This window comes from Vibrio sp. YT-18 (genome assembly GCF_033337345.1).
Taxonomy (GTDB): Bacteria; Pseudomonadota; Gammaproteobacteria; order Enterobacterales; family Vibrionaceae; genus Vibrio; species Vibrio alginolyticus.
In genome coordinates, this window is record NZ_JAWOQO010000030.1 from 1 (window position 1) to 19,526 (window position 19,526).

16 protein-coding genes and 1 pseudogene are annotated in these 19,526 nt (G+C 44.6%); 10 read left to right on the forward strand and 7 right to left on the reverse strand.

The features are described from left to right. The 7 genes and pseudogenes from R7M72_RS23100 to R7M72_RS23130 all read right to left on the reverse strand — a co-directional run. Positions 1–204, reverse strand: a pseudogene (locus R7M72_RS23100) (hypothetical protein); the annotation flags it as partial. A gap of 363 nt (positions 205–567) precedes the next feature. Further along, on the reverse strand, positions 568–894 hold the full coding sequence (locus R7M72_RS23105) for a hypothetical protein (protein WP_213899792.1): 327 nt from the start codon (positions 892–894) through the stop codon (positions 568–570). 95 nt (positions 895–989) lie between these two features. Further along, a complete protein-coding gene (locus R7M72_RS23110) occupies positions 990–1,502 on the reverse strand; it encodes a hypothetical protein (protein WP_213899793.1) in 513 nt (170 codons plus the stop codon). Between the two features lie 376 nt (positions 1,503–1,878). After that, on the reverse strand, positions 1,879–2,556 hold the full coding sequence (gene gmtX, locus R7M72_RS23115; RefSeq protein WP_213899794.1) for a gamma-mobile-trio protein GmtX: 678 nt from the start codon (positions 2,554–2,556) through the stop codon (positions 1,879–1,881). Beyond that, positions 2,556–5,234, reverse strand: a complete 2,679-nt coding sequence (locus R7M72_RS23120) for an integrase family protein (RefSeq protein ID WP_213899795.1) — start codon at positions 5,232–5,234, stop codon at positions 2,556–2,558. Before R7M72_RS23120 ends, gmtX begins: the two co-directional genes overlap by 1 nt. Then, the gene (gmtY, locus tag R7M72_RS23125) at positions 5,234–6,691 is read right to left on the reverse strand and encodes a gamma-mobile-trio recombinase GmtY (protein WP_029865152.1); all 1,458 of its coding nucleotides are present in this window, start codon (positions 6,689–6,691) and stop codon (positions 5,234–5,236) included. The genes R7M72_RS23120 and gmtY overlap by 1 nt, the downstream gene beginning before the upstream one ends. 160 nt (positions 6,692–6,851) lie before the next feature. After that, positions 6,852–8,324 carry an aminoacyl-histidine dipeptidase gene (locus R7M72_RS23130; protein WP_005381594.1) on the reverse strand — a complete coding sequence of 491 codons (1,473 nt, stop codon included), beginning with the start codon at positions 8,322–8,324 and terminating at the stop codon, positions 6,852–6,854. Between the two features lie 1,023 nt (positions 8,325–9,347). Between R7M72_RS23130 and R7M72_RS23135 the strand changes: the two genes are divergently transcribed. From R7M72_RS23135 to ribBA, 10 genes are all read left to right on the forward strand, one after another. After that, positions 9,348–10,637 (forward strand): NCS2 family permease, encoded by a 1,290-nt coding sequence (locus tag R7M72_RS23135; protein WP_005381592.1) that lies wholly within the window; start codon positions 9,348–9,350, stop codon positions 10,635–10,637. Positions 10,638–10,900: 263 nt separating this feature from the next. Then, entirely contained in the window at positions 10,901–11,365 is a 465-nt protein-coding gene (gene tet(34), locus R7M72_RS23140) for an oxytetracycline resistance phosphoribosyltransferase domain-containing protein Tet(34) (RefSeq protein ID WP_005381590.1), read from the forward strand. 91 nt (positions 11,366–11,456) lie between these two features. Further along, the gene (gene frsA / locus R7M72_RS23145; RefSeq protein ID WP_005381586.1) at positions 11,457–12,704 is read left to right on the forward strand and encodes an esterase FrsA; all 1,248 of its coding nucleotides are present in this window, start codon (positions 11,457–11,459) and stop codon (positions 12,702–12,704) included. Between the two features lie 115 nt (positions 12,705–12,819). Beyond that, positions 12,820–13,209: a sigma factor-binding protein Crl gene (gene crl, locus R7M72_RS23150; protein ID WP_005381584.1), complete on the forward strand. Its 390-nt coding sequence runs from the start codon at positions 12,820–12,822 to the stop codon at positions 13,207–13,209. 121 nt (positions 13,210–13,330) lie between these two features. Continuing rightward, the gene (gene proB, locus R7M72_RS23155; protein ID WP_315956878.1) at positions 13,331–14,470 is read left to right on the forward strand and encodes a glutamate 5-kinase; all 1,140 of its coding nucleotides are present in this window, start codon (positions 13,331–13,333) and stop codon (positions 14,468–14,470) included. Positions 14,471–14,487: 17 nt separating this feature from the next. Further along, a complete protein-coding gene (locus R7M72_RS23160) occupies positions 14,488–15,738 on the forward strand; it encodes a glutamate-5-semialdehyde dehydrogenase (RefSeq protein WP_017635685.1) in 1,251 nt (416 codons plus the stop codon). Between the two features lie 206 nt (positions 15,739–15,944). Further along, complete coding sequence (gene nrdR, locus R7M72_RS23165) at positions 15,945–16,394, forward strand: transcriptional regulator NrdR (RefSeq protein ID WP_005381578.1); 450 nt, start codon at positions 15,945–15,947, stop codon at positions 16,392–16,394. Between the two features lie 7 nt (positions 16,395–16,401). Continuing rightward, the gene (gene ribD / locus R7M72_RS23170; RefSeq protein ID WP_213908016.1) at positions 16,402–17,529 is read left to right on the forward strand and encodes a bifunctional diaminohydroxyphosphoribosylaminopyrimidine deaminase/5-amino-6-(5-phosphoribosylamino)uracil reductase RibD; all 1,128 of its coding nucleotides are present in this window, start codon (positions 16,402–16,404) and stop codon (positions 17,527–17,529) included. 8 nt (positions 17,530–17,537) lie between these two features. Then, positions 17,538–18,191, forward strand: coding sequence for a riboflavin synthase (locus R7M72_RS23175; protein ID WP_005381574.1), 654 nt, complete (start codon positions 17,538–17,540; stop codon positions 18,189–18,191). A gap of 173 nt (positions 18,192–18,364) precedes the next feature. Continuing rightward, positions 18,365–19,474, forward strand: coding sequence for a bifunctional 3,4-dihydroxy-2-butanone-4-phosphate synthase/GTP cyclohydrolase II (gene ribBA / locus R7M72_RS23180; RefSeq protein WP_005381573.1), 1,110 nt, complete (start codon positions 18,365–18,367; stop codon positions 19,472–19,474). Positions 19,475–19,526: the final 52 nt, after the last annotated feature.

Genomic DNA, 19,526 nt, shown 5'->3' on the forward strand with positions numbered 1-19,526 from the left:
AGGCGTTTTTAAACCTTGAGAGATTTGACCTAATCCAGCCTCTTGTCTATCTCTAAGAACCCTCTCTCTAATTTCTGCCCATCGCTTTTCATCGCTCGCGGTATACCTCAACTCTTCCTGACGCTCTCTACGTTGGCGAGCTGCTCGCTGTCTAGTTGTTTCTTGTCTTTCTTTTGGGGCTACAGGAGCGGATTCATATCTCATGGAAGTCGGTTTTACTGATAAATAAAAACGATAATAACAATATTTTCAAGTATTTATCATCCACAAGAAGACAATCTGATGATTTAACCAATCAAATAGGCAATCTGACAGGCTAAATAAGTATAATGTAGACTCAATCGTGTTGAGTTGCATTCTATCGAATAACTTTTTGTAGGATAAAATGAACGAAACAGATCTTGTAGAGTGTTTGGTCTAGCGAGTTTTGGGGCATTTTCGTGTTTCATGCCCCGTCAGCACACTGTTGGACAAAAGCACGTTAGAGTATGGGTTCTAATGTGCGAGACTTGGATTAGAAAAAGTATCTTGAAGCCTTAGACGTTTGTTATGCGTGTAGTTACATTTTTACGGAGCCAATAATGAACTGTAATAGTTGCTGTAGCTGCCAAACAATGGCTTGTACTGTTCAACAATAACCACCTTGCCCTCAATACAGATCGACTTGCAAATAACCTGAACAACCTCCCCATGCTCTAACTTTACGGCTGCTCTATAAATGTGGATGCTTCGGCTTTTATCAGGAGCATTAGTGTTATCCCACGAAGGTAGAACCACGCCGTGATGAGTCTCTATAAGCTTTCCTCGAAAGAACAGCTGATCAAAGCCAACAGCTATAACAATTCCAATACCAAGGAAAAATAATATGTATTTTGCAATTTGCTTCTTTTGCATATTATTTCCTCCAAGCACATAACGCCGCGTTGCGAATCCCTCTTGAGAAGTTTGTTAGTTTGTTCTCAGCTGTACCCAAGGGGTTTATTTATCGCTTAATTTTCTTCTTTTTTTCTGGGAATAAAAAAAGCAAACCCACCTGGCAAAGACGGATGTTCATCGCCATACCAACTTGAGCGGGCCCGTATTACTTCTGAATTACTTTCTTGTAGTTTGGAGAATACTAGATTGAATCCAAACCTTAACAACGAGATAAACTGCTCTGTACTGAATTGTGAAGTAATAAAATCTTCCCCACACTCAGCAGTTGAGATCGATATCTCTTCGTCAAGGCCAATACAGCTAATGATTATTTCTCGCACCTCAAAGTTGAAAGTTTGGCTAAACTCAACTTGCTCACCTTGTGACTGCTGTAAATCAAAAGCAGCATCAGATGTAAAGCCGTCGCATGTTAATAGAGAGATATTGTAAAGTCGTTTATCCCCTTTTAGACTTATTTGTGAAATGCGATGTTTAGATAAGTCTCGACTGTTTGGCTCAATGAACTCTTCTAAAATTATGTCGCTAAACTTTTGGCTAACACAATAATGAGGGTCTGTGTCATACATAATATTTTCTCTCTCACCACACTGAAATATGCAAACTAACACCCTGTTAAGGTGTGAGCAACGCAATACCGAAGTTGCAACATACCACCTTAAACACTAAAACCAACGCATAGTAAAAATGCCACACGTTGAGGGGCTGCTTAAATTGCTTGTTATGTAATTGCATGTTCGGACTTTATTGTTGCCACCAGACTACTAAAAACGCCCTTGTACTCAATGTTTTTTTGATGGATTTGAGTGCGAAAGCCAAATTCGAAGTGGGGGGGGACAACGATTTCAAGACCGTGAAATTCAGCGAGAGACTTTGCTTCTTGAGCCTGAGATACAAGCCGAAATGAACTAACTAAGTGAGTTCATTTCGGCTGCCCACTTGCCATTAGTCATCTACCTCACCCAGTAGCTTGCGCAGCCCTGTGACAAAGCCCCTAGGGAATACTTCGCTGTTGTATTCCATGTCTTTTACTTGCCCCGCCTGAGTATATTGCCAGTCGTTTTTTTCCATACATTCATCAGAAATGGCATACGCTAAGGCTTTTTTCTCTGATTCGGTGAGTGCGCCTGATAGAGATGGCAGCACTTCCACGCTCACTTCTGCGGTAGTATCAAACTGGCGTACAGGGCGTTTGTCGATGGTAATATTGGCGTGTTGCTTGAGTAAATTGACCTCTTTGCGGTAGCGGTTACGTTCGGCAATGATTTGACCGAACAAGGCGCGAACCGCAGGGTCTGGGATGCGCTCTAACAGTTTATTGTCCGCAGGGATTGATTTAGAGCGTGAGGTGTTGGATAGCGGTTTTTTGGTATTGGTATTGCACTTCGCTGCCCATGCTTCGATGAGTGTTCGGTAGTGCTTGTTACGGGTGGCACGCAAAGCCTCATACGCCAATCCGCCATTTTCGGCTGACACCCGTCCAATTTGCGTGATGGAGAAGTCACGCTGACCTGATTCCGCATAGGCTTTCAGTGTGTCGTTGAGCTTATCGAGGTTGTGCTGCGTGCGAGGCAGCTTGCCTTCTTTTAAGTCAGCCAGAATAACATCAATATCGAGTTCCATTAGCCCTCCAATAAGTTCGGTAGTGCGATGCCATCTAGGTGAATGGTTTTATCAGTCAATGCATGAATACCCTGAGATAACAGTTTGTTATCGTTCAGGTATTCTCCCGCTTCGATGTAGTTCGCCACCTTGCGGTAGCCTTCAAGTTTGTCATCAGGGTCAGCAATTTTCGCCATTTGACGCAACATGGCATTGGCAGCGATGAGTTGCTGTTTGTCGTCCATTTCCATAAAAATCGGCTCAAAGCCTTTTTTCATCAGCACACGGCTAAGTTGACGAGAGCGCTTTTCTATCGCGGGGGTTTTACGCAGCTCGTCCTGTAAGTCAGGGTAAAACTCCGCGTTATCACACAGCAGTGATAAGTGCAGTAACTCTGAGTCGGTTTCGATAAACCTCAGGGCATGACTTACATCTTGCTCAGAGCCAACCGCAATCAGCTTATCTTTGGCGTCATCTTCATTTCTGGTTTCTTCGACACGAATTACTTTATTGATAAGCTCAAAGCACGCAATCCAGTCTTTGGCGTATTCATCAGCTTCGACTTGCTGTTTTTCATAGCGGCGCTGTAGGGCTTGCAGTTCATCGTACTTGATAAACAACTTGCCTTGCTCCTCACAAAAGAACTGTTCGTCTTTGAGAGCTTCCAGTTTACCTTCAATCTCAACAGATAGGCTCGCGGCCTGATGCGCTTTGTAGCTCAGTTGATTGAAGCAGGCATTGAGTGCAGGAAGGTAACGTGCTTCGGTAATAAACCAGCGGCAGCGAGAGCAGTTTTCAGGGCCGTGAGGTACGCTAGAATAAATGCGATGTGTGGCAGATTTGGCATCTCTTATCAATTCGCCACCGTTCCAACAACCTCCAAGAGTACTGGCTTCATTTGATTTAACGGTGTTGCCACCAACCAGACACACCCCACACGAGCGCTCCTCCCAACCTATCGGGTTACGGTTAACCAGCGCCGCCTGAATGCTATCATCGTTGTGATACACCATCTTGCATTGTATTTGCTCCATCGAGGCATCTTTGAGGAAATTGCGTACCGATTGCTTGGATTTTTCGTCTAGCTCTCCATGCGCTTCATCCATTTTTTCTGCCATCACCGATGGGGTGATTTTGTTATAGTAGATAGTCATCAACAGGCGCGTATGCCCTGCCAATAGCTTAGAAATCACGGGCAATGGCAGTTGTGAATCCATCGTATAAGCCGTGATGAGTGAGACACGCAAACTGTGCAAAGGAAAGAGTGTGGCACTCATATCCCCTTTACTCTTACCTTCCGGGTAATCCACAACCAGTTTTAAACGTTTGCCATTTTCAAGTGTATTACCTTGCTCTGCAAGTTGGTTTTCTAACTCAAGGAGAAGTTGATACCAAAAAGGAGCTGTTGCGGTGGCACTGATAGGTTTGTGCTTATCCTCACCCTTTGCTGAAGCATCACGAAACAAAAAAGCAATTTCACCCATGCTCTCTAGTTGTTTGTCCGATTTTTTATTGACAGTGTGCTTTTTCAATAATGCAGTGCAGTCGGTAGGCTTTACAATCGGGTTGTATTTTTCTTGCCAGTTACGCAGTTTTTCCAGCCAGTACAGCATCTCTTCGTTCTGCCAAGGGATGATGTAACCACGTTCCAGTTCATCTTTGTTCTGGTCAGCGGTCTTGTTGGTGTTGATATACAACCCTGTTGAATACAGCCCTGTCATGGTGTCATGTATGCGGCGGAAAACACCTTTCCCAAAAGGGCGCTTTTCACTTCCAAGAACAAAATCATGTTGGGTATTCACTACCCATTGACCATTTTCGTATCGCCACGTATCGGCCTCTCCACTGTCTAGCATACGTACCTGATAGGTACGTAGAGGGAGATGGAGCTTCATAAAAATCACCATCGCTTTTACAGGCGACCAGATTTGGTGAATAACGGTAGGCACTGCTGCTTTGTCTCCCTTGGGTTTGCGTAAAACCTCTTTGCTACGCCACACACAGTCAGGGTCGGATTTATCAATCAGTTCAGGCTCGACTTCAAACCAGTCACCGCCTAGAGAACCATGTCCTGTCTGATGCTGCGCCCAAGTCCAGTGCTTAAAATGGCGATAGTAATAAGCTGAGAGAAAGGAATCATCGTCCTTGAGATTTTTCTCAATGACCGCAAGTTCGGTTTTATCAGGTAACGGACAAAGGATTTGGCGCAAGTCCTGAATATAGCGATACGGCAAAGGGTTACGTACGGTTTCCGCAGTATTAAATTGTACTTTAATTTTATTGAGCGGGTTTTGAACTAAGAAAGTAAGGTTGCCATTATCATCTTCTTCGGAGAACACTTTTTCAATAACAAAGTCGATGAATTCATAAGGATAGTTCACGCCTTTATAGATGAAAGCGGGGCTGTTTTGCGTTTTTTTAACCAGTTTTTCCAACTCTTCGCTAGAGCACTTATGTCCATGGTAGCCCTTAAAAAACAAATCTATATTGCCGATGGCATAGGGTGCATATTCAGCAATATAAGACTCAAAGAAGCGGCTTAACGCCTTCCGCTTGTCATCGACACCAGATGTTTGTGATGCCATCCACTCAGCCGCCAGTTCCTGCCATTGTTGCCATTCGGCACCAAGTGTGGTCAACATCCAAGAGAAGGTTAAATCCGATGCGCGTCCGTCATGTTTTTTGCCTCTACTCGACATTATTTACCTCTCAATTTTGGATGCTTGCCAGTGAAGTAGCCCTGCGGGTCGACGTCATCAAAACCATTCTCAATCAGAGTTTTCCAGTCGAGCGCTTTGACTTTGGATTCAGGGTTTGCCAGTTGCAACGTCGCTTGGGTCAGTTCGTCAGAGATTTCCTGCTGACCTTTTCCTGTGTAGGGGATTTGTGAGTCCAAAGACTTGTGGTGCATACAGCGGCGAATCACCAAAGGGTTCAGACCTGAACGCTCTAACCGTCTGCCGTAATTATGTCGGTGCCCATGTGGATCTAAGCCTTCTGCCTTGCTCGGCTCTAAACCAATGCGCTTTAAGCCGTTGGCGTAGTTATCATGGAAAGCGTTTATGGTGTAAGGATTGCCTAACGCGCTGTGATGAAACGCAATAAACGCATAAGGGTGATGGCATTCGATGCTAGCACGGTACTTTTGATAGGTTTTCCACAGTGACATAAACACTCTGCCATAGTCGGTGGGAAACCATTGAACCTGTATGTACTTATCTTTATGGTCAGGCAAACGCCATTTCCTACCAAGATGAGCAGTACCTTTCATTCGTATTCGAGGGATACGCGCATACTTTTCTTTTAAGTATGTTTCTCTATTCTGATTTTTAGAACGCACTTCAAGATCACTTGGCGCTTTACCGTCGATTTCATCGTAAATTCGAACGATAGCGCTATCCGGTTTATAGGGGGCTTCAAACACATCTGTGACCCAGAGCGTTAAAGCCTCACTTTCGCGTAGCCCGCCACCGTGCATAAGCATGAGTATTAACTTATCCCTGAGAGCCACTCGTGGGTCGCTCGCGCCACCAATGCCATTTATATAAAAGTCTTCCCAATGCTTTTCAGGAAAGGCGATAGCATCATCTTCGGTTTTGGTGAGTGGTATGCGTCCCTTAATGGTTCGCGCCTTACGGATGGTTTTATTGACGGTTTTATCTTCGATATGGCCGAGGAAATCATTTTGGTTTTTTCTATACCATGCAGCGTAATTTAATCGCTGCTCATGAGGTGTGGCATCGCGCAAAGGATTCATAGGTGCCGAGCCTTGCTTGTCTGACAGCCAATCAGTGAATGCCGTCAGTCGGTGAATGTGCTTATTCACGTTACTGGTTGAACTTGGCACCCAATACAAACTTGATGGGTCAAGTCCATCTTCACCAATCGTTCCTGTGTATAGCCGCTTAGAAAAGGTCTGAAAGAGCAACTCCGGATCGTCAAACAATCCTCTATTTGCTTCCATATAATCCAGCAACAAGGATACAGCTTGAATAAATCCATCCATGACAGAGTTACTCACCCCGTCCGCTTCTAGCTTGAGTAGGTAGTCTGTGACTGTACTTAACTCTCCTTGCTCTGTTACCAAGATAGACAGTTGGCTTTTGATGCCCGTATTGTCTTCTACAATCGTCGCTCTGACTTTTACTGATGACAAATTATGCTTTTTCCATACACAGTATACATATAATTTACTGTATTCCTATAATTTAGATTGTGCAATAAAAAGGCAGATTTCTCTGCCTTAATACACAATATACACCCTTTAAGTTACTATATATAACGTATGGCACCCTTTGTCATTTTTCGTGATTGAATTATGCTTTCTCTGGAATCGCTTCTAAAAGCGCGACCATCTGATCCCAGTACAACTGAACAGTATCAATCTTCACTTTCTCATCTGGAGAGTGAGGGAATTTTATTGTTGGACCGAAAGAAACCATATCCATGTGTGGGTATGGTTCTTTAAATAGGCCACACTCAAGACCAGCATGGATGACCATGATGTTCGGCTTATGACCGTAAATGCCTTCATACATATCACGGAAAATTGCCATGATCTCGGAATCTGCATCTGGCTTCCAGCCAGGGTAAGCGCCTGAGAACTGAATTTGTGCGCCTGCTAGCTCAGTAATCGAGCGCAGCATGCTTTCCACTTGGCTACGGCCAGAGTCAATGAGAGAACGAATCAAGCAAAGCACGGTGACTTTATTTTCTTCTGTGCTGATCACACCAACGTTTAGAGAAGTTTCAACAACGCCTTCCACCTCATCACTCATACGGATTACGCCGTTTGGACAAGCGTTAAGTGCCGCAATGAATCGTTGCTGATCGGCGATTGAAAATACTTGCGCGTCAGTCGTGATCGCTTCATTAAAGGTTACGATACCTGTTTCGATTTTACCCAATTCAGTTTTAAGCAGCTCAGTGTAGTGGTTGAACAGCTCAGCAAGTTTGTCTTGGTTTTCGACAGGAAGCGCAACAGTAACAAACGCTTCGCGAGGGATTGCATTACGTAAGCTACCACCACGGAATTCGACTAAACGTAAATCAAGCTCTTGAGCATGACCGGCAAGGAAACGACCAAGTAATTTGTTGGCATTACCGCGACCTGTGTGAATGTCACAACCTGAGTGACCACCTTTTAGGCCTTTCAGCGTCAGTTGGCGTGTTACAAAACCTGCAGGCGTTGATTCTCGAGAAATATCGAAAGTCATGGTGCCATCAACGCCACCTGCACAACCCATGTAGACTTCGCCTTCTTGCTCAGAGTCTGTATTTAGAAGAATCTCACCCTCTAACCAACCAGCTTCAAGGCCAAATGCGCCAGTCATGCCTGCTTCTTCATCAATCGTCAGCAGAACTTCGAGTGGACCGTGCTTAATATCTTTAGATGCCAATACAGCAAGGCAAGAAGCCATACCAATACCGTTATCTGCACCAAGCGTCGTGCCTTTCGCAGTTACCCATTCGCCATCGATGTAAGGTTGGATTGGATCTTTGGTGAAGTCGTGTTCAGTGTCTTCGTTTTTCTGCGGCACCATGTCGATGTGTGCTTGAAGTACAACAGCCTTCTTATTTTCCATTCCTGGTGTCGCGGGCTTTTTGATGAACACGTTACCGGTTGGATCACGGCGAACGTCAAAGCCTTGCTCTGTTGCCCAGTTGATAATGTACTGTGCTAATGCTTCTTCATGTTTCGATGGATGAGGGATAGAACAAATCTTATCGAAAAACTGCCAAAGTGGAGCAGGTGATAAGGTACTGATCTCAGAATGGAACTCAGACACGGAGGACTCCTTTTGATGTGCTTTGCCAAATATATACCGTAAAAATATTGTCAAGGTAGCATTAAATGCTAGACGATTTGGCCTTCAAATTGCCGTTAGCATACCACCAGATAAGGAGTACGAGTAGTCGCGATCACAAGGATTTCTCTCAGAACTGTCACAGTTTGTGAATACAATAACAAGCACTATGTGTTCTCTATCATATATTCTGAAAGTGGCTTTATTTTTTAATTCATAAAATTGTAATTTAATTACACATAAACTTTGATAAAGGTCAATTTGTGCATTTTTTGTGATTCCAATCACTAAAATGCTTGTAATTAAATTTCTTGGTGGTATATTTGTAACCAGCTTCTGAGAGAAGAATGAAATGCTCAAAGGATGAGTCCGTTTTATCGCCTCCAAGGAACCGAGAAATCAACGAATGTTTAATTGATTTAAAAGGTGATAGTTATGAAAGGTTTACCAAGTACAATGTTCTGGAATAGCAAGTCTGTTTACACCGGTAACTTTGTATACCCAACAAGCTTTGGCTACTAAGTGAAGTCAACGCATGTGACTCGAACAGTTTGTTCACCCCTATAAATTGGAATTTTTTTTCAGTGATAGTGCTGACATGATTCACCGCCACCCAAATTGGGTGGCGTTTTTTTATCTCTATTTTCTCTTCCTGACTCACTTATTGCCATCAAAGTCTTCTTCTATTCCCCATTCTTCGGTTTTATCGACTTTTCCATCAAATCTGTTAGATACCATGTTTAAAATGGGCCTTTTTCATCTGAAAGTTTAGTACATTGCTCAGTTTTTATTCTCTTTTAGAAAACTGTGTTATCTGGGTTACCTATTGTTTTATAAGAATATATTTCTTTACTTGCTTTGATGGGTTAGAGAATGTGTTTCATATCCAAAGAAAAAAAACGCATTAGAGTGAAGATTCTATCTAGAATTTGCTATTTGATAACTTTATAATTCCCGCCAATCGATTACGCAACCGTTTACTTTTTACCTTTACAGGATTCGATCATGCTCGAGAGGCTTTTTAAACTCAGTGAAAATGGCACAAATGTGCGCACTGAGATCATTGCAGGTGTTACGACCTTCCTAACTATGGCTTACATTATTTTTGTAAACCCAGCGATCCTGTCGGATACCGGTATGGACCGTGGCGCCATTTTTGTCGCGACTTGTCTTGCTGCCGCAATCGGCTGTTTTATCATGGGATTTGTTGCCAATTACCCAATCGCACAGGCACCAGGAATGGGCCTGAACGCATTTTTTACTTACTCTGTTGTATTGGGAATGGGTTATACGTGGCAAGTTGCGTTGGCGGCTGTATTTGTTTCTGGCCTTCTGTTCATTCTTTTAAGCGTATTTAAGATCCGTGAGTGGATTATTAACTCGATCCCGCATTCTCTACGAACAGGTATTTCAGCTGGTATTGGTCTTTTCTTAGCGTTTATCGCATTAAAAAATGCAGGTATCGTCGTTGATAACCCAGCGACATTAGTTTCTATGGGAGAGATCACATCATTACCATCTGTATTGGCCGCGATTGGCTTCTTTCTTACGATTGCACTGGTTCACCGTGGTGTGAAAGGTGCGGTGATGATCGCCATTCTTGGCGTTACAGCGCTTGGTCTTCTATTTGGTGATGTGCAGTGGGGCGGTATTATGTCAACGCCACCAAGCATTGCGCCAACTTTCATGCAACTGGATTTCTCTGGTTTGTTTGAAGTAGGCATGATTTCCGTCGTATTTGCTTTCCTATTTGTCGATTTATTTGACACCGCAGGTACGCTCGTTGGCGTTTCTCAAAAAGCTGGTCTAACTGATGAGAATGGCAACATCCCTCGTTTAAACAAAGCGTTACTTGCAGACTCAACAGCAACGTCAGTAGGTGCATTACTTGGTACCTCCAACACGACATCTTATATTGAAAGCGTTTCTGGTGTAGCTGCGGGTGGGCGTACTGGTCTAACAGCCGTGGTTGTTGGTGTACTCTTCCTACTTGCTCTATTGTTCTCACCACTTGCGGGTATGATCCCTGCTTATGCAACGTCAGGTGCGCTATTCTATGTGGCGATCTTGATGCTGTCTGGGCTAGTAAGCATTGATTGGCGTGACCTAACTGAAGCGTCCCCAGTTGTTGTGACTTGTTTAGTTATGCCGCTAACATTCTCGATTGCAGAAGGTATCACGTTAGGCTTTATCGCATACGCGGCGATCAAGTTATTCAGCGGTAAGGGCCGTGAAGTGTCGATGAGTGTATGGGTGATGTCAGCCATCTTCATCGTTAAATACCTCGTCGGTTAATTTCTCGAGCAAAAAGCCAGTGTGGATTTATTCACGCTGGCTTTTTCTTTTTTACGTTGTTCACAGAAGACGGTTTTTCTGCGGAATAGGCAGAGAATTTTGATATCACCGTTGGTATTAGCGGTGTGTTTCGGTAGAATAATCGTTTGCGCAGCTTGAAATCCTCGTCTCCAAACATTTTGGAGAAGTTAGTGAGCATTCCGCTTTTGAGTGACTTCGCTAGATTTTGAGGATGCATATTTTCAAATTATTAGGTTATTACAATGAGTAAAAAATTCATTATCACTTGGGATGCAATGCAGACTTACTGCCGTGAACTGGCTGAGAAACAAATGCCAGCTGAGCAATGGAAAGGAATTTGGGCGGTAAGCCGCGGCGGTTTGGTTCCTGGCGCTATTTTAGCTCGTGAACTGGGTATTCGTTACGTTGATACAATCTGTATTTCAAGCTACGACCATGATCATCAGCGCGATATGACGGTACTAAAAGCACCTGAAGGTGATGGCGAAGGTTACCTAATCGTTGAAGACCTAGTAGACAGTGGTGATACAGCGCGCAAACTACGTGAGATGTATCCAAAAGCGAAAATGATCGCTGTGTGTGCGAAACCATCAGGCAAAGAGCTGCTGGATGATTACGTTGTAGATATTGCTCAAGACACTTGGATCGAGCAGCCTTGGGATATGTCAATCCAGTATGCTGAGCCAGTAAACCGCAAGCAAAAATAAGCGCGGTTAAAGAATATTGAGAAATGCCCCTTTATAGGGGCATTTTTTTTATTATGATATTAAATCATGCTAATAGCCTAGGGTTCTTCCTATGTCTGAAGACGTCAGTAAAAATCTTTCCGAAACTTTGTTCGTGAAACATAAGCAAGCAAAAGAAACCTCCGCGCTTACCCAGTACATGCCGACCAGTAAAAAAATACTTGATGAACGAGAAGCGCAGGGTGATCGTGCTTGGTATCGTCATTTGCGTCGCTTGCAATGGGCTTGGCAAGGATTGTCTCCGATCGAAATGGAAGGCGTACTGTCCAAAATTGCTTCATCATCTCACTCGCGAACCAATGATGATTGGTTAGACACTGTAATGGGTTATCACAGTGGTAACTGGACATTTGAGTGGATCAAGCTTGGTATGGATCATCAGAAGCGAGCAAATGAAATGCAAGGAGAAGAGGCAGCGGATGAACTCTTCACTGCTTCTTTGTGTTTTAGTATTGCAGGCTACCCACATTTAAAAAATGATAACTTGGCATCGCAGGCTCAAGTACTGGCAAACAAAGCGTATTCTGACGGCGCAGAAAAAACTAAGTACACCATCAAGCAAATTGAAGTGCCTTACCAAAATCGCAAAATCATCGCGAACCTCCATTTACCAAGAACGGATAAACAGTTGCCTGTGGTCATGGTGAGCGCTGGTTTGGATACTCTACAAACCGACATGTGGCGTTTGTTCCGTAATCGTCTTGCACCGCGAGATATTGCGATGTTAACCGTGGACATGCCTTCGGTAGGGCATAGCTCTCATTGGCCCTTGACCGAGAATTCAAGTTGCCTACATCAAGCGGTATTGAATGAGCTTTACTCGCTACCTTGGGTTGATCATCACAAAGTGGGGTTAGTTGGGTTTCGTTTTGGTGGTAATGCCATGATCAGACTCTCTTTTGTCGAGCAGGAAAAGATCAAAGCTTGTGTCGCTCTAGGCGCACCCGTACATGATATTTTTACTTCCCCTCAGAAGTTACAAAAAATGCCGAAGATGTATTTAGATCTTTTGGCTTCCCGTTTGGGGAAAAATGCGGTTGATATTAATAGCATGGCTGGTCAGATGATGGCGTGGTCATTGAAGGTTCAGGGCTTCCTGAGCAGTCGAAAAACCAAAGTGCCTATTTTGGCTTTGAGTCTTGAAGGCGATCCAGTGTCGCCACACAGTGATAATCAACTTGTTGCTCTATTTAGCCAGTATGGTAGAGCGAAAAAAATCAGTTCCAAAACAATTACAAAAGGATATGAGCAATCCCTCGATTTAGCCATAAAGTGGCTAGAAGATGAATTATTAGGGTGACAATTCTCCTAAATTAGTTAAGAGTGATATATCTGAGCAAAAAATAAGCTCATGATAATTAAAAATAATAATCATTCTTGGGTGTTTACTTTTAACTATGAAAACGGAGATTCATATGTCAGAGACGACTCAGGGCCCGACTCACTTTCGCTTGATGTCTAAGTTGAAGGCGATAGGGCCTTACCTGCGCGAACCACAATCGCAAGAAGGGCGCTATTATTTTGATTGTTTATCTGTATGTGTAGACGACAAAAAATCGCCTGAGAAGCGTGAATTTTGGGGCTGGTGGATGGATTTGGAATCCATCGAGGGAGGCTTTACTGCTAAATATCATATTGGCAAGTACAACAAAGAAGGGCAATGGGTATCTGAAGCCCTTCCCAAAAAAGTGGTAGAGGAAGTGTATCTCACGCAGAGCACATTCCATCAAAAGCTGGTTGATACTTTAGAAGAACACTTCAAATTAGAAGTCGAATATCACACGGAGTCTTTCGATTTCGCTTAATTTGGTTGTTTTCATTTAATACCAAACAAAAAGGTGCGAAAACGCACCTTTTCTCTTGTTAATTCCCTATTTGATTGTTAAAACATCCTCTCTTTATTTGTTTTTCACTTCAGAAGACATCATGACAACGAATCAACAAAATGCAGTTGTTTCACAACCACAAACTGTCGTTGTGAAACTGGGTACAAGTGTGCTGACAGGCGGCACTTTGGCACTCGACCGTGCACACATGGTTGAGTTAGCACGCCAGTGTGCTGAGCTTAAAAAACAAGGCCATTCAATCGTAATGGTTTCGTCTGGTGCGATTGCAGCAGGCCGTGAGCATCTTGGTTACCCCGCATTGCCCAACGAGATGGCGAGTAAGCAGTTACTTGCCGCGGTGGGGCAGAGTCGCTTGATTCAAACATGGGAGTCTTTGTTTGGTATTTATGGTATCAAGATCGGCCAAATGCTACTAACCCGTGCCGATTTAGAAGATCGTGAGCGATTCCTTAACGCGCGTGACACTATTAATGCGCTCGTTGCGAACGATATTGTTCCTATCGTAAACGAAAATGATGCCGTTGCGACTAGCGAGATTAAAGTTGGCGATAACGACAACCTTTCCGCTTTGGTAGGCATTTTATGTGGTGCAGATAAGCTCTTGCTTTTAACTGACCAAAAAGGTCTGTTTACCGCTGACCCTCGTAAAGATCCGAACGCAGAGCTTATCAAGGAAGTAAAAACCATCGACGATACGCTGCGTAAAATCGCAGGTGGAAGCGGTACAACATTGGGTACTGGTGGTATGGCAACGAAGCTGCAAGCCGCAGACATCGCTCGCCGCGCAGGTATCGAGGTTATTATTGCTGCTGGTAGTGCGCCGAATGTTATCTTTGACTCTCTAAGTGATGCACCTCAGGGCACGCGCTTCCTACCTTGCGCTGAAGCCTTAGAGAACCGTAAACGCTGGATTCTAGCGGGACCTGCGGCATCGGGCGACATCGTTATTGATGATGGTGCAGTCAATGCTGTGGTCGGCAAGGGGAGTAGCCTACTTGCTAAAGGGGTCATCAAAGTTAGTGGTGACTTCGCACGAGGCGAAGTGGCGCGTGTAACAAACGCTCACGGTAAGTTGGTGGCTCGTGGCATCAGCGCCTACTCAAGTGATGACCTAACTAAAATTACGGGTAAGCACAGTAAAGATATCATCTCTATTTTGGGTCATGATTATGGCTCTGAGGTGATTCACCGCGATGATTTGGTCGTCATTCAGGAATAGAATTAGAGGGAAGCAAAGTGGATTTAACGAATATGGGTAAAGCTGCTAAAGATGCAGCTTTCGAATTAGCGACAGCGTCAACTGCGCAAAAGAACCAAGCATTAGCCATCATTGCTGATGAACTAGAAGCAAACTCTGCTGCTATTTTGGCGGCAAACGCTAAAGACATCGAACTTGGCCGTGAAGCGGGTTTAACCGATGCGCTGCTCGATCGCCTTTTGCTTAATGAAGAACGATTGACTGCAATTGCGAATGATGTTCGCAACGTCATTAGCTTGAACGATCCTGTAGGCAGCGAAATAGACAGTAAGGTACTGGAAAATGGGATGTCACTGTCTCGTCGTCGCGTGCCGCTTGGTGTCGTGGGCGTAATTTATGAAGCGCGTCCAAACGTAACCATTGATATCGCAGCGTTGTGCTTGAAAACCGGCAACGCAAGCATTTTACGTGGTGGCAAAGAGACATTTTTCTCGAATATGGAATTAGTGAAGGTTATTCAGTCTGCGCTCGCAAAGGCGAACCTTCCAGCCGCTTCTGTGCAGTACATTGAAAAACCAGATCGTGAGCTTGTTTCTCAATTGCTTAAGTTGGACGATTACGTCGACATGATCATTCCACGCGGTGGTGCTGGCCTACACAAAATGTGTAAAGAAAACAGCACGATTCCGGTGATTATTGGTGGCTTTGGTATCAGCCATATCTTTGTCGACGAATCCGCTGATCTAGAGAAATCCCTGAATGTGGTTGAGAACTCTAAAGTTCAACGTCCATCTGCGTGTAACTCATTAGATACGCTGCTCGTGCATGAAAAAATTGCAGCGCAATTCCTACCAATGATCGTAGAGCGCATGAACGATAAAGTGACCTTCGTGACAGAGCCTAAGGCAAAAGCACTGATGCCTCAAGCAACACAAATTCGCGATGCTGTTGAGGGTGACTTTGATACGGAATGGTTGAGCTACACTCTTGGTGTAAAAGTTGTGTCTGATGTGAAAGATGCCATTGATCATATGCGTGTCCATAACGCGAGCCACTCAGATGCGATCATGACCAATAGTTTGGAAAACTCAGAACTGTTCATCAATTCTGTCGGTTCGGCGGCGGTTTATGTGAATGCTTCAACACGCTTTACAGACGGTGCGCAATTTGGCCTTGGCGCAGAAGTCGCAGTATCTACGCAAAAGCTACATGCACGCGGTCCGATGGGCTTAGAAGAGCTAACTAGCTACAAGTGGGTTGGTAAAGCGAACTACTTAGCACGCAGTTAACACATTCGACGAGATCTTGAGTGAAAAAGGGGCTTTTGCGCCCCTTTTTGTTTTGTCTAACATACCAATTCCGCTACACTACATGAGCTTTTATTTCGGTTTGAAAGCGTTATACCCAAATAGCTTTAATAGAGTCCGTATAACCATGAACGCGTGGTTATCCGTGATTGCTCATGAGGTTATTTTGGTATAGATATGGAGGTGATATGCATTGTCCTTTTTGTTCCGAGAACGATACCAAAGTTATTGATTCCCGCTTAGTGGCTGATGGCCATCAAGTTCGACGTCGCCGTCAGTGCTTGGCGTGTAGCGAGCGTTTCACTACGTTTGAAAGCGCAGAGTTAGTGATGCCTAAAGTGATCAAATCGAATGGCAACCGTGAACCATTTGACGAAGATAAAATGGTTGGCGGTATTCAACGCGCTTTAGAGAAACGCCCAGTGAGTGCCGATTCTATAGAGTTAGCGATCAGTATGATCAAATCACAGCTGCGTGCGACGGGTGAGCGAGAGGTTCCGAGTGAAATGATTGGTAATTTAGTCATGGACCAGCTCAAAGAGCTCGATAAGGTGGCTTACATTCGTTTCGCTTCCGTTTACCGCAGCTTTGAAGATATTCGCGAGTTTGGCGAAGAGATTGCCCGCCTAGAAGACTGAGTAGCTCATGACTCAACACACTCCTGAAAGAGCGTTTTCTGATTTAGATTTCGCCATGATGTCACGAGCTATTAAGTTAGCGAAACGTGGCATTTTTACCACCGCCCCTAATCCAAATGTAGGGTGTGTCATCGTTCGTGATGAAGAAATTGTCGGTGAAGGCTATCACCATCGTGCTGGTGAGCCGCATGCCGAAGTGCACGCGATGCGCATGGCGGGTGAAAAAGCAGTTGGTGCAACCGCTTATGTGACGCTAGAACCTTGCTCTCATTACGGCCGTACACCGCCATGTGCCAAAGGGCTGATTAAAGCCAAAGTGGCACGTGTGGTTTGCGCCATGGTAGACCCAAACCCGAAAGTTGCAGGTCGCGGCATCCAGATGTTACGTGATGCCGGAATTGAAGTTCAAATCGGCTTGTTAGAGCAAGATGCCCTTGCCCTTAACCCTGGTTTTATAAAGTACATGCGTACAGGCATGCCGTTTGTTCAATTAAAAATGGCGGCCAGTTTGGATGGGCAAAGCGCACTCAATAATGGTCAGAGCCAATGGATCACCTCCCCAACGGCCCGCCAAGATGTGCAGCGTTATCGAGCAATGAGTGGTGGCATTCTTTCTACTAGCAAAACGGTGATTGATGATAATGCATCACTCAACGTGCGCTGGGATGACTTACCTAATAGTGTTCAAGCGCAGTATTTACAAGAAGAGCTTCGTCAACCAGTACGTGTAATCTTAGATCGTCAGAACCGTTTAACTGATGCGCTCAAGCTGTTCCATACCGATGGAGAGCGAGTTATTGTTCGCTCTGATGGAGACTGTATCCCTCTATTGGACAGCGCTGACCAAATTGACTTATCAACGACATTAAAACGTATCTCTGATGAGCACCATATCAATCACTTATGGGTTGAAGCTGGAGCTACGCTAGCGAGTGCGATGATAAAGGCTAATCTTGTAGATGAGCTCATTGTTTACCTTGCGCCAAAACTCATGGGCAGCGATGGTCGGGGGCTTATCGGTGCTTTAGGGTTAAGCGCTATGGCTGACGTCATAGATTTAAACATTACAGACGTTCGTATGGTTGGGGTAGACATTCGCATCACCGCCACCATAAAACGTAATGAAATTAGATAAGAAATAGTATGTTTACAGGAATAGTAGAAGCAGTTGGCAAGTTAGCTGCGATTACGCCGAAGGGCGAAGACATCACCGTCACGGTTGAAACGGGTACGCTTGATATGTCAGACGTTAAGTTAGGCGATAGCATTGCGACCAATGGTGTTTGCTTAACGGTAGTTGACTTCGGAAGCCACTATTACAGTGCTGATCTGTCATTAGAAACCTTGAAGAAAACGGGGTTTGCTGAATACCAAGTAGGCGATAAGGTGAATCTAGAAAAAGCCATGTTGCCAACAACGCGATTGGGTGGACATATCGTTTCTGGCCATGTCGATGGGGTTGGTGAAATTGTCGAACGCAATTCAGTTGGCCGTGCGATAGAGTTTTGGGTTGCAATGCCTGCGGAAATTAGCAAGTACGTTGCAGAGAAAGGCTCGATTACTGTTGATGGTATTAGCCTAACCGTCAACGACTTACGTAAAAATGCTTTTAAGCTGACGATCGTTCCTCATACGAGTGAAGAAACTACGATTGACCAGTTTCAAGTGGGGCGCAAAGTCAACTTGGAAGTTGATGTACTTGCGCGTTATATGGAGCGTTTACTGCAAGGACAACAAGAAGATAAGGCCGAGTCTCGTATCACGATGGACTTTTTACAGCAAAACGGTTTTGCATAAGTCTTGGGAGTGGCTGCGTGAGGCATGCGATAAAGAGCAGACTCACAGAACACCGCGAGATTCATTGACTTGCTTAATGCAAAGCTCAAACTATTGACCTAACTAGCATTCACTGCAACGTAATTTTTCATTGCTGTCGCAATAACAAATTTAGAATAACGGGATAACAGACTATGCCAATCAGTACGCCACAAGAAATTATTGATGATATTCGCGCAGGCAAAATGGTCATCCTAATGGATGATGAAGACCGCGAGAATGAAGGTGACTTGATCATGGCTGCCGAGCATATTACGCCGGAAGCCATCAACTTTATGGCAACCTATGGCCGTGGCCTGATTTGTTTAACCATGACCAAAGATCGTTGCGAAAGTCTAGGTCTGCCACCAATGGTGCAAGACAATAATGCGCAATACACCACCAACTTTACTGTTTCGATTGAGGCAGCAGAAGGGGTAACGACGGGTATTTCAGCCGCAGATCGCGCACGTACCGTTCAAGCAGCAGTCGCGCCAAACGCTAAAGCTGCGGATTTGGTGCAGCCTGGTCACATCTTCCCTCTCGCAGCTCAAGACGGCGGTGTACTGACTCGCGCAGGTCACACTGAAGCTGGCTGTGATTTGGCTCGTCTTGCTGGTTTAGAGCCAGCATCGGTGATTGTTGAGATCTTAAATGACGACGGCACCATGGCTCGTCGCCCAGATCTAGAGATCTTTGCAGAGAAGCACGGTATTAAATTGGGCACTATTGCCGACCTAATTGAGTACCGCAATAACACTGAGACAACGATTGAACGTGTGGCAGAGTGCAAGTTACCGACAGAGTTTGGCGAGTTCACGTTAGTCACGTACAAAGACACCATTGATAACCAAGTGCACTACGCAATGTGCAAGGGCGATTTGAAAGAAAAAGCGCCACTGGTTCGCGTTCATCTTCAAGACGTTTTTACCGACTTACTACGTAGCGATCGTAATGCAGAGCGCAGCTGGACACTAGATAAGGCAATGAAACGCATTGGTGAAGAGGGCGGTGTACTGGTTGTTCTTGGCCATGAAGAATCGACCGATCTACTTATTCATCGCGTGAAGATGTTCGAAGCGCAAGACAAAGGTGAAGCCCCAACGCTTGCTAAAAAACAAGGCACGTCTCGCCGTGTTGGCGTTGGTTCACAGATTCTTGCGGATCTCGGTGTACATGATATGCGCCTTCTGTCATCGACCAACAAAAAGTACCACGCGTTAGGTGGTTTTGGTCTGAACGTTGTTGAGTACGTCTGCGAGTAACAACCGAACAATAAGTTCCTAGTCTTTGACGTGCTTAACTCGTCAATGGCTA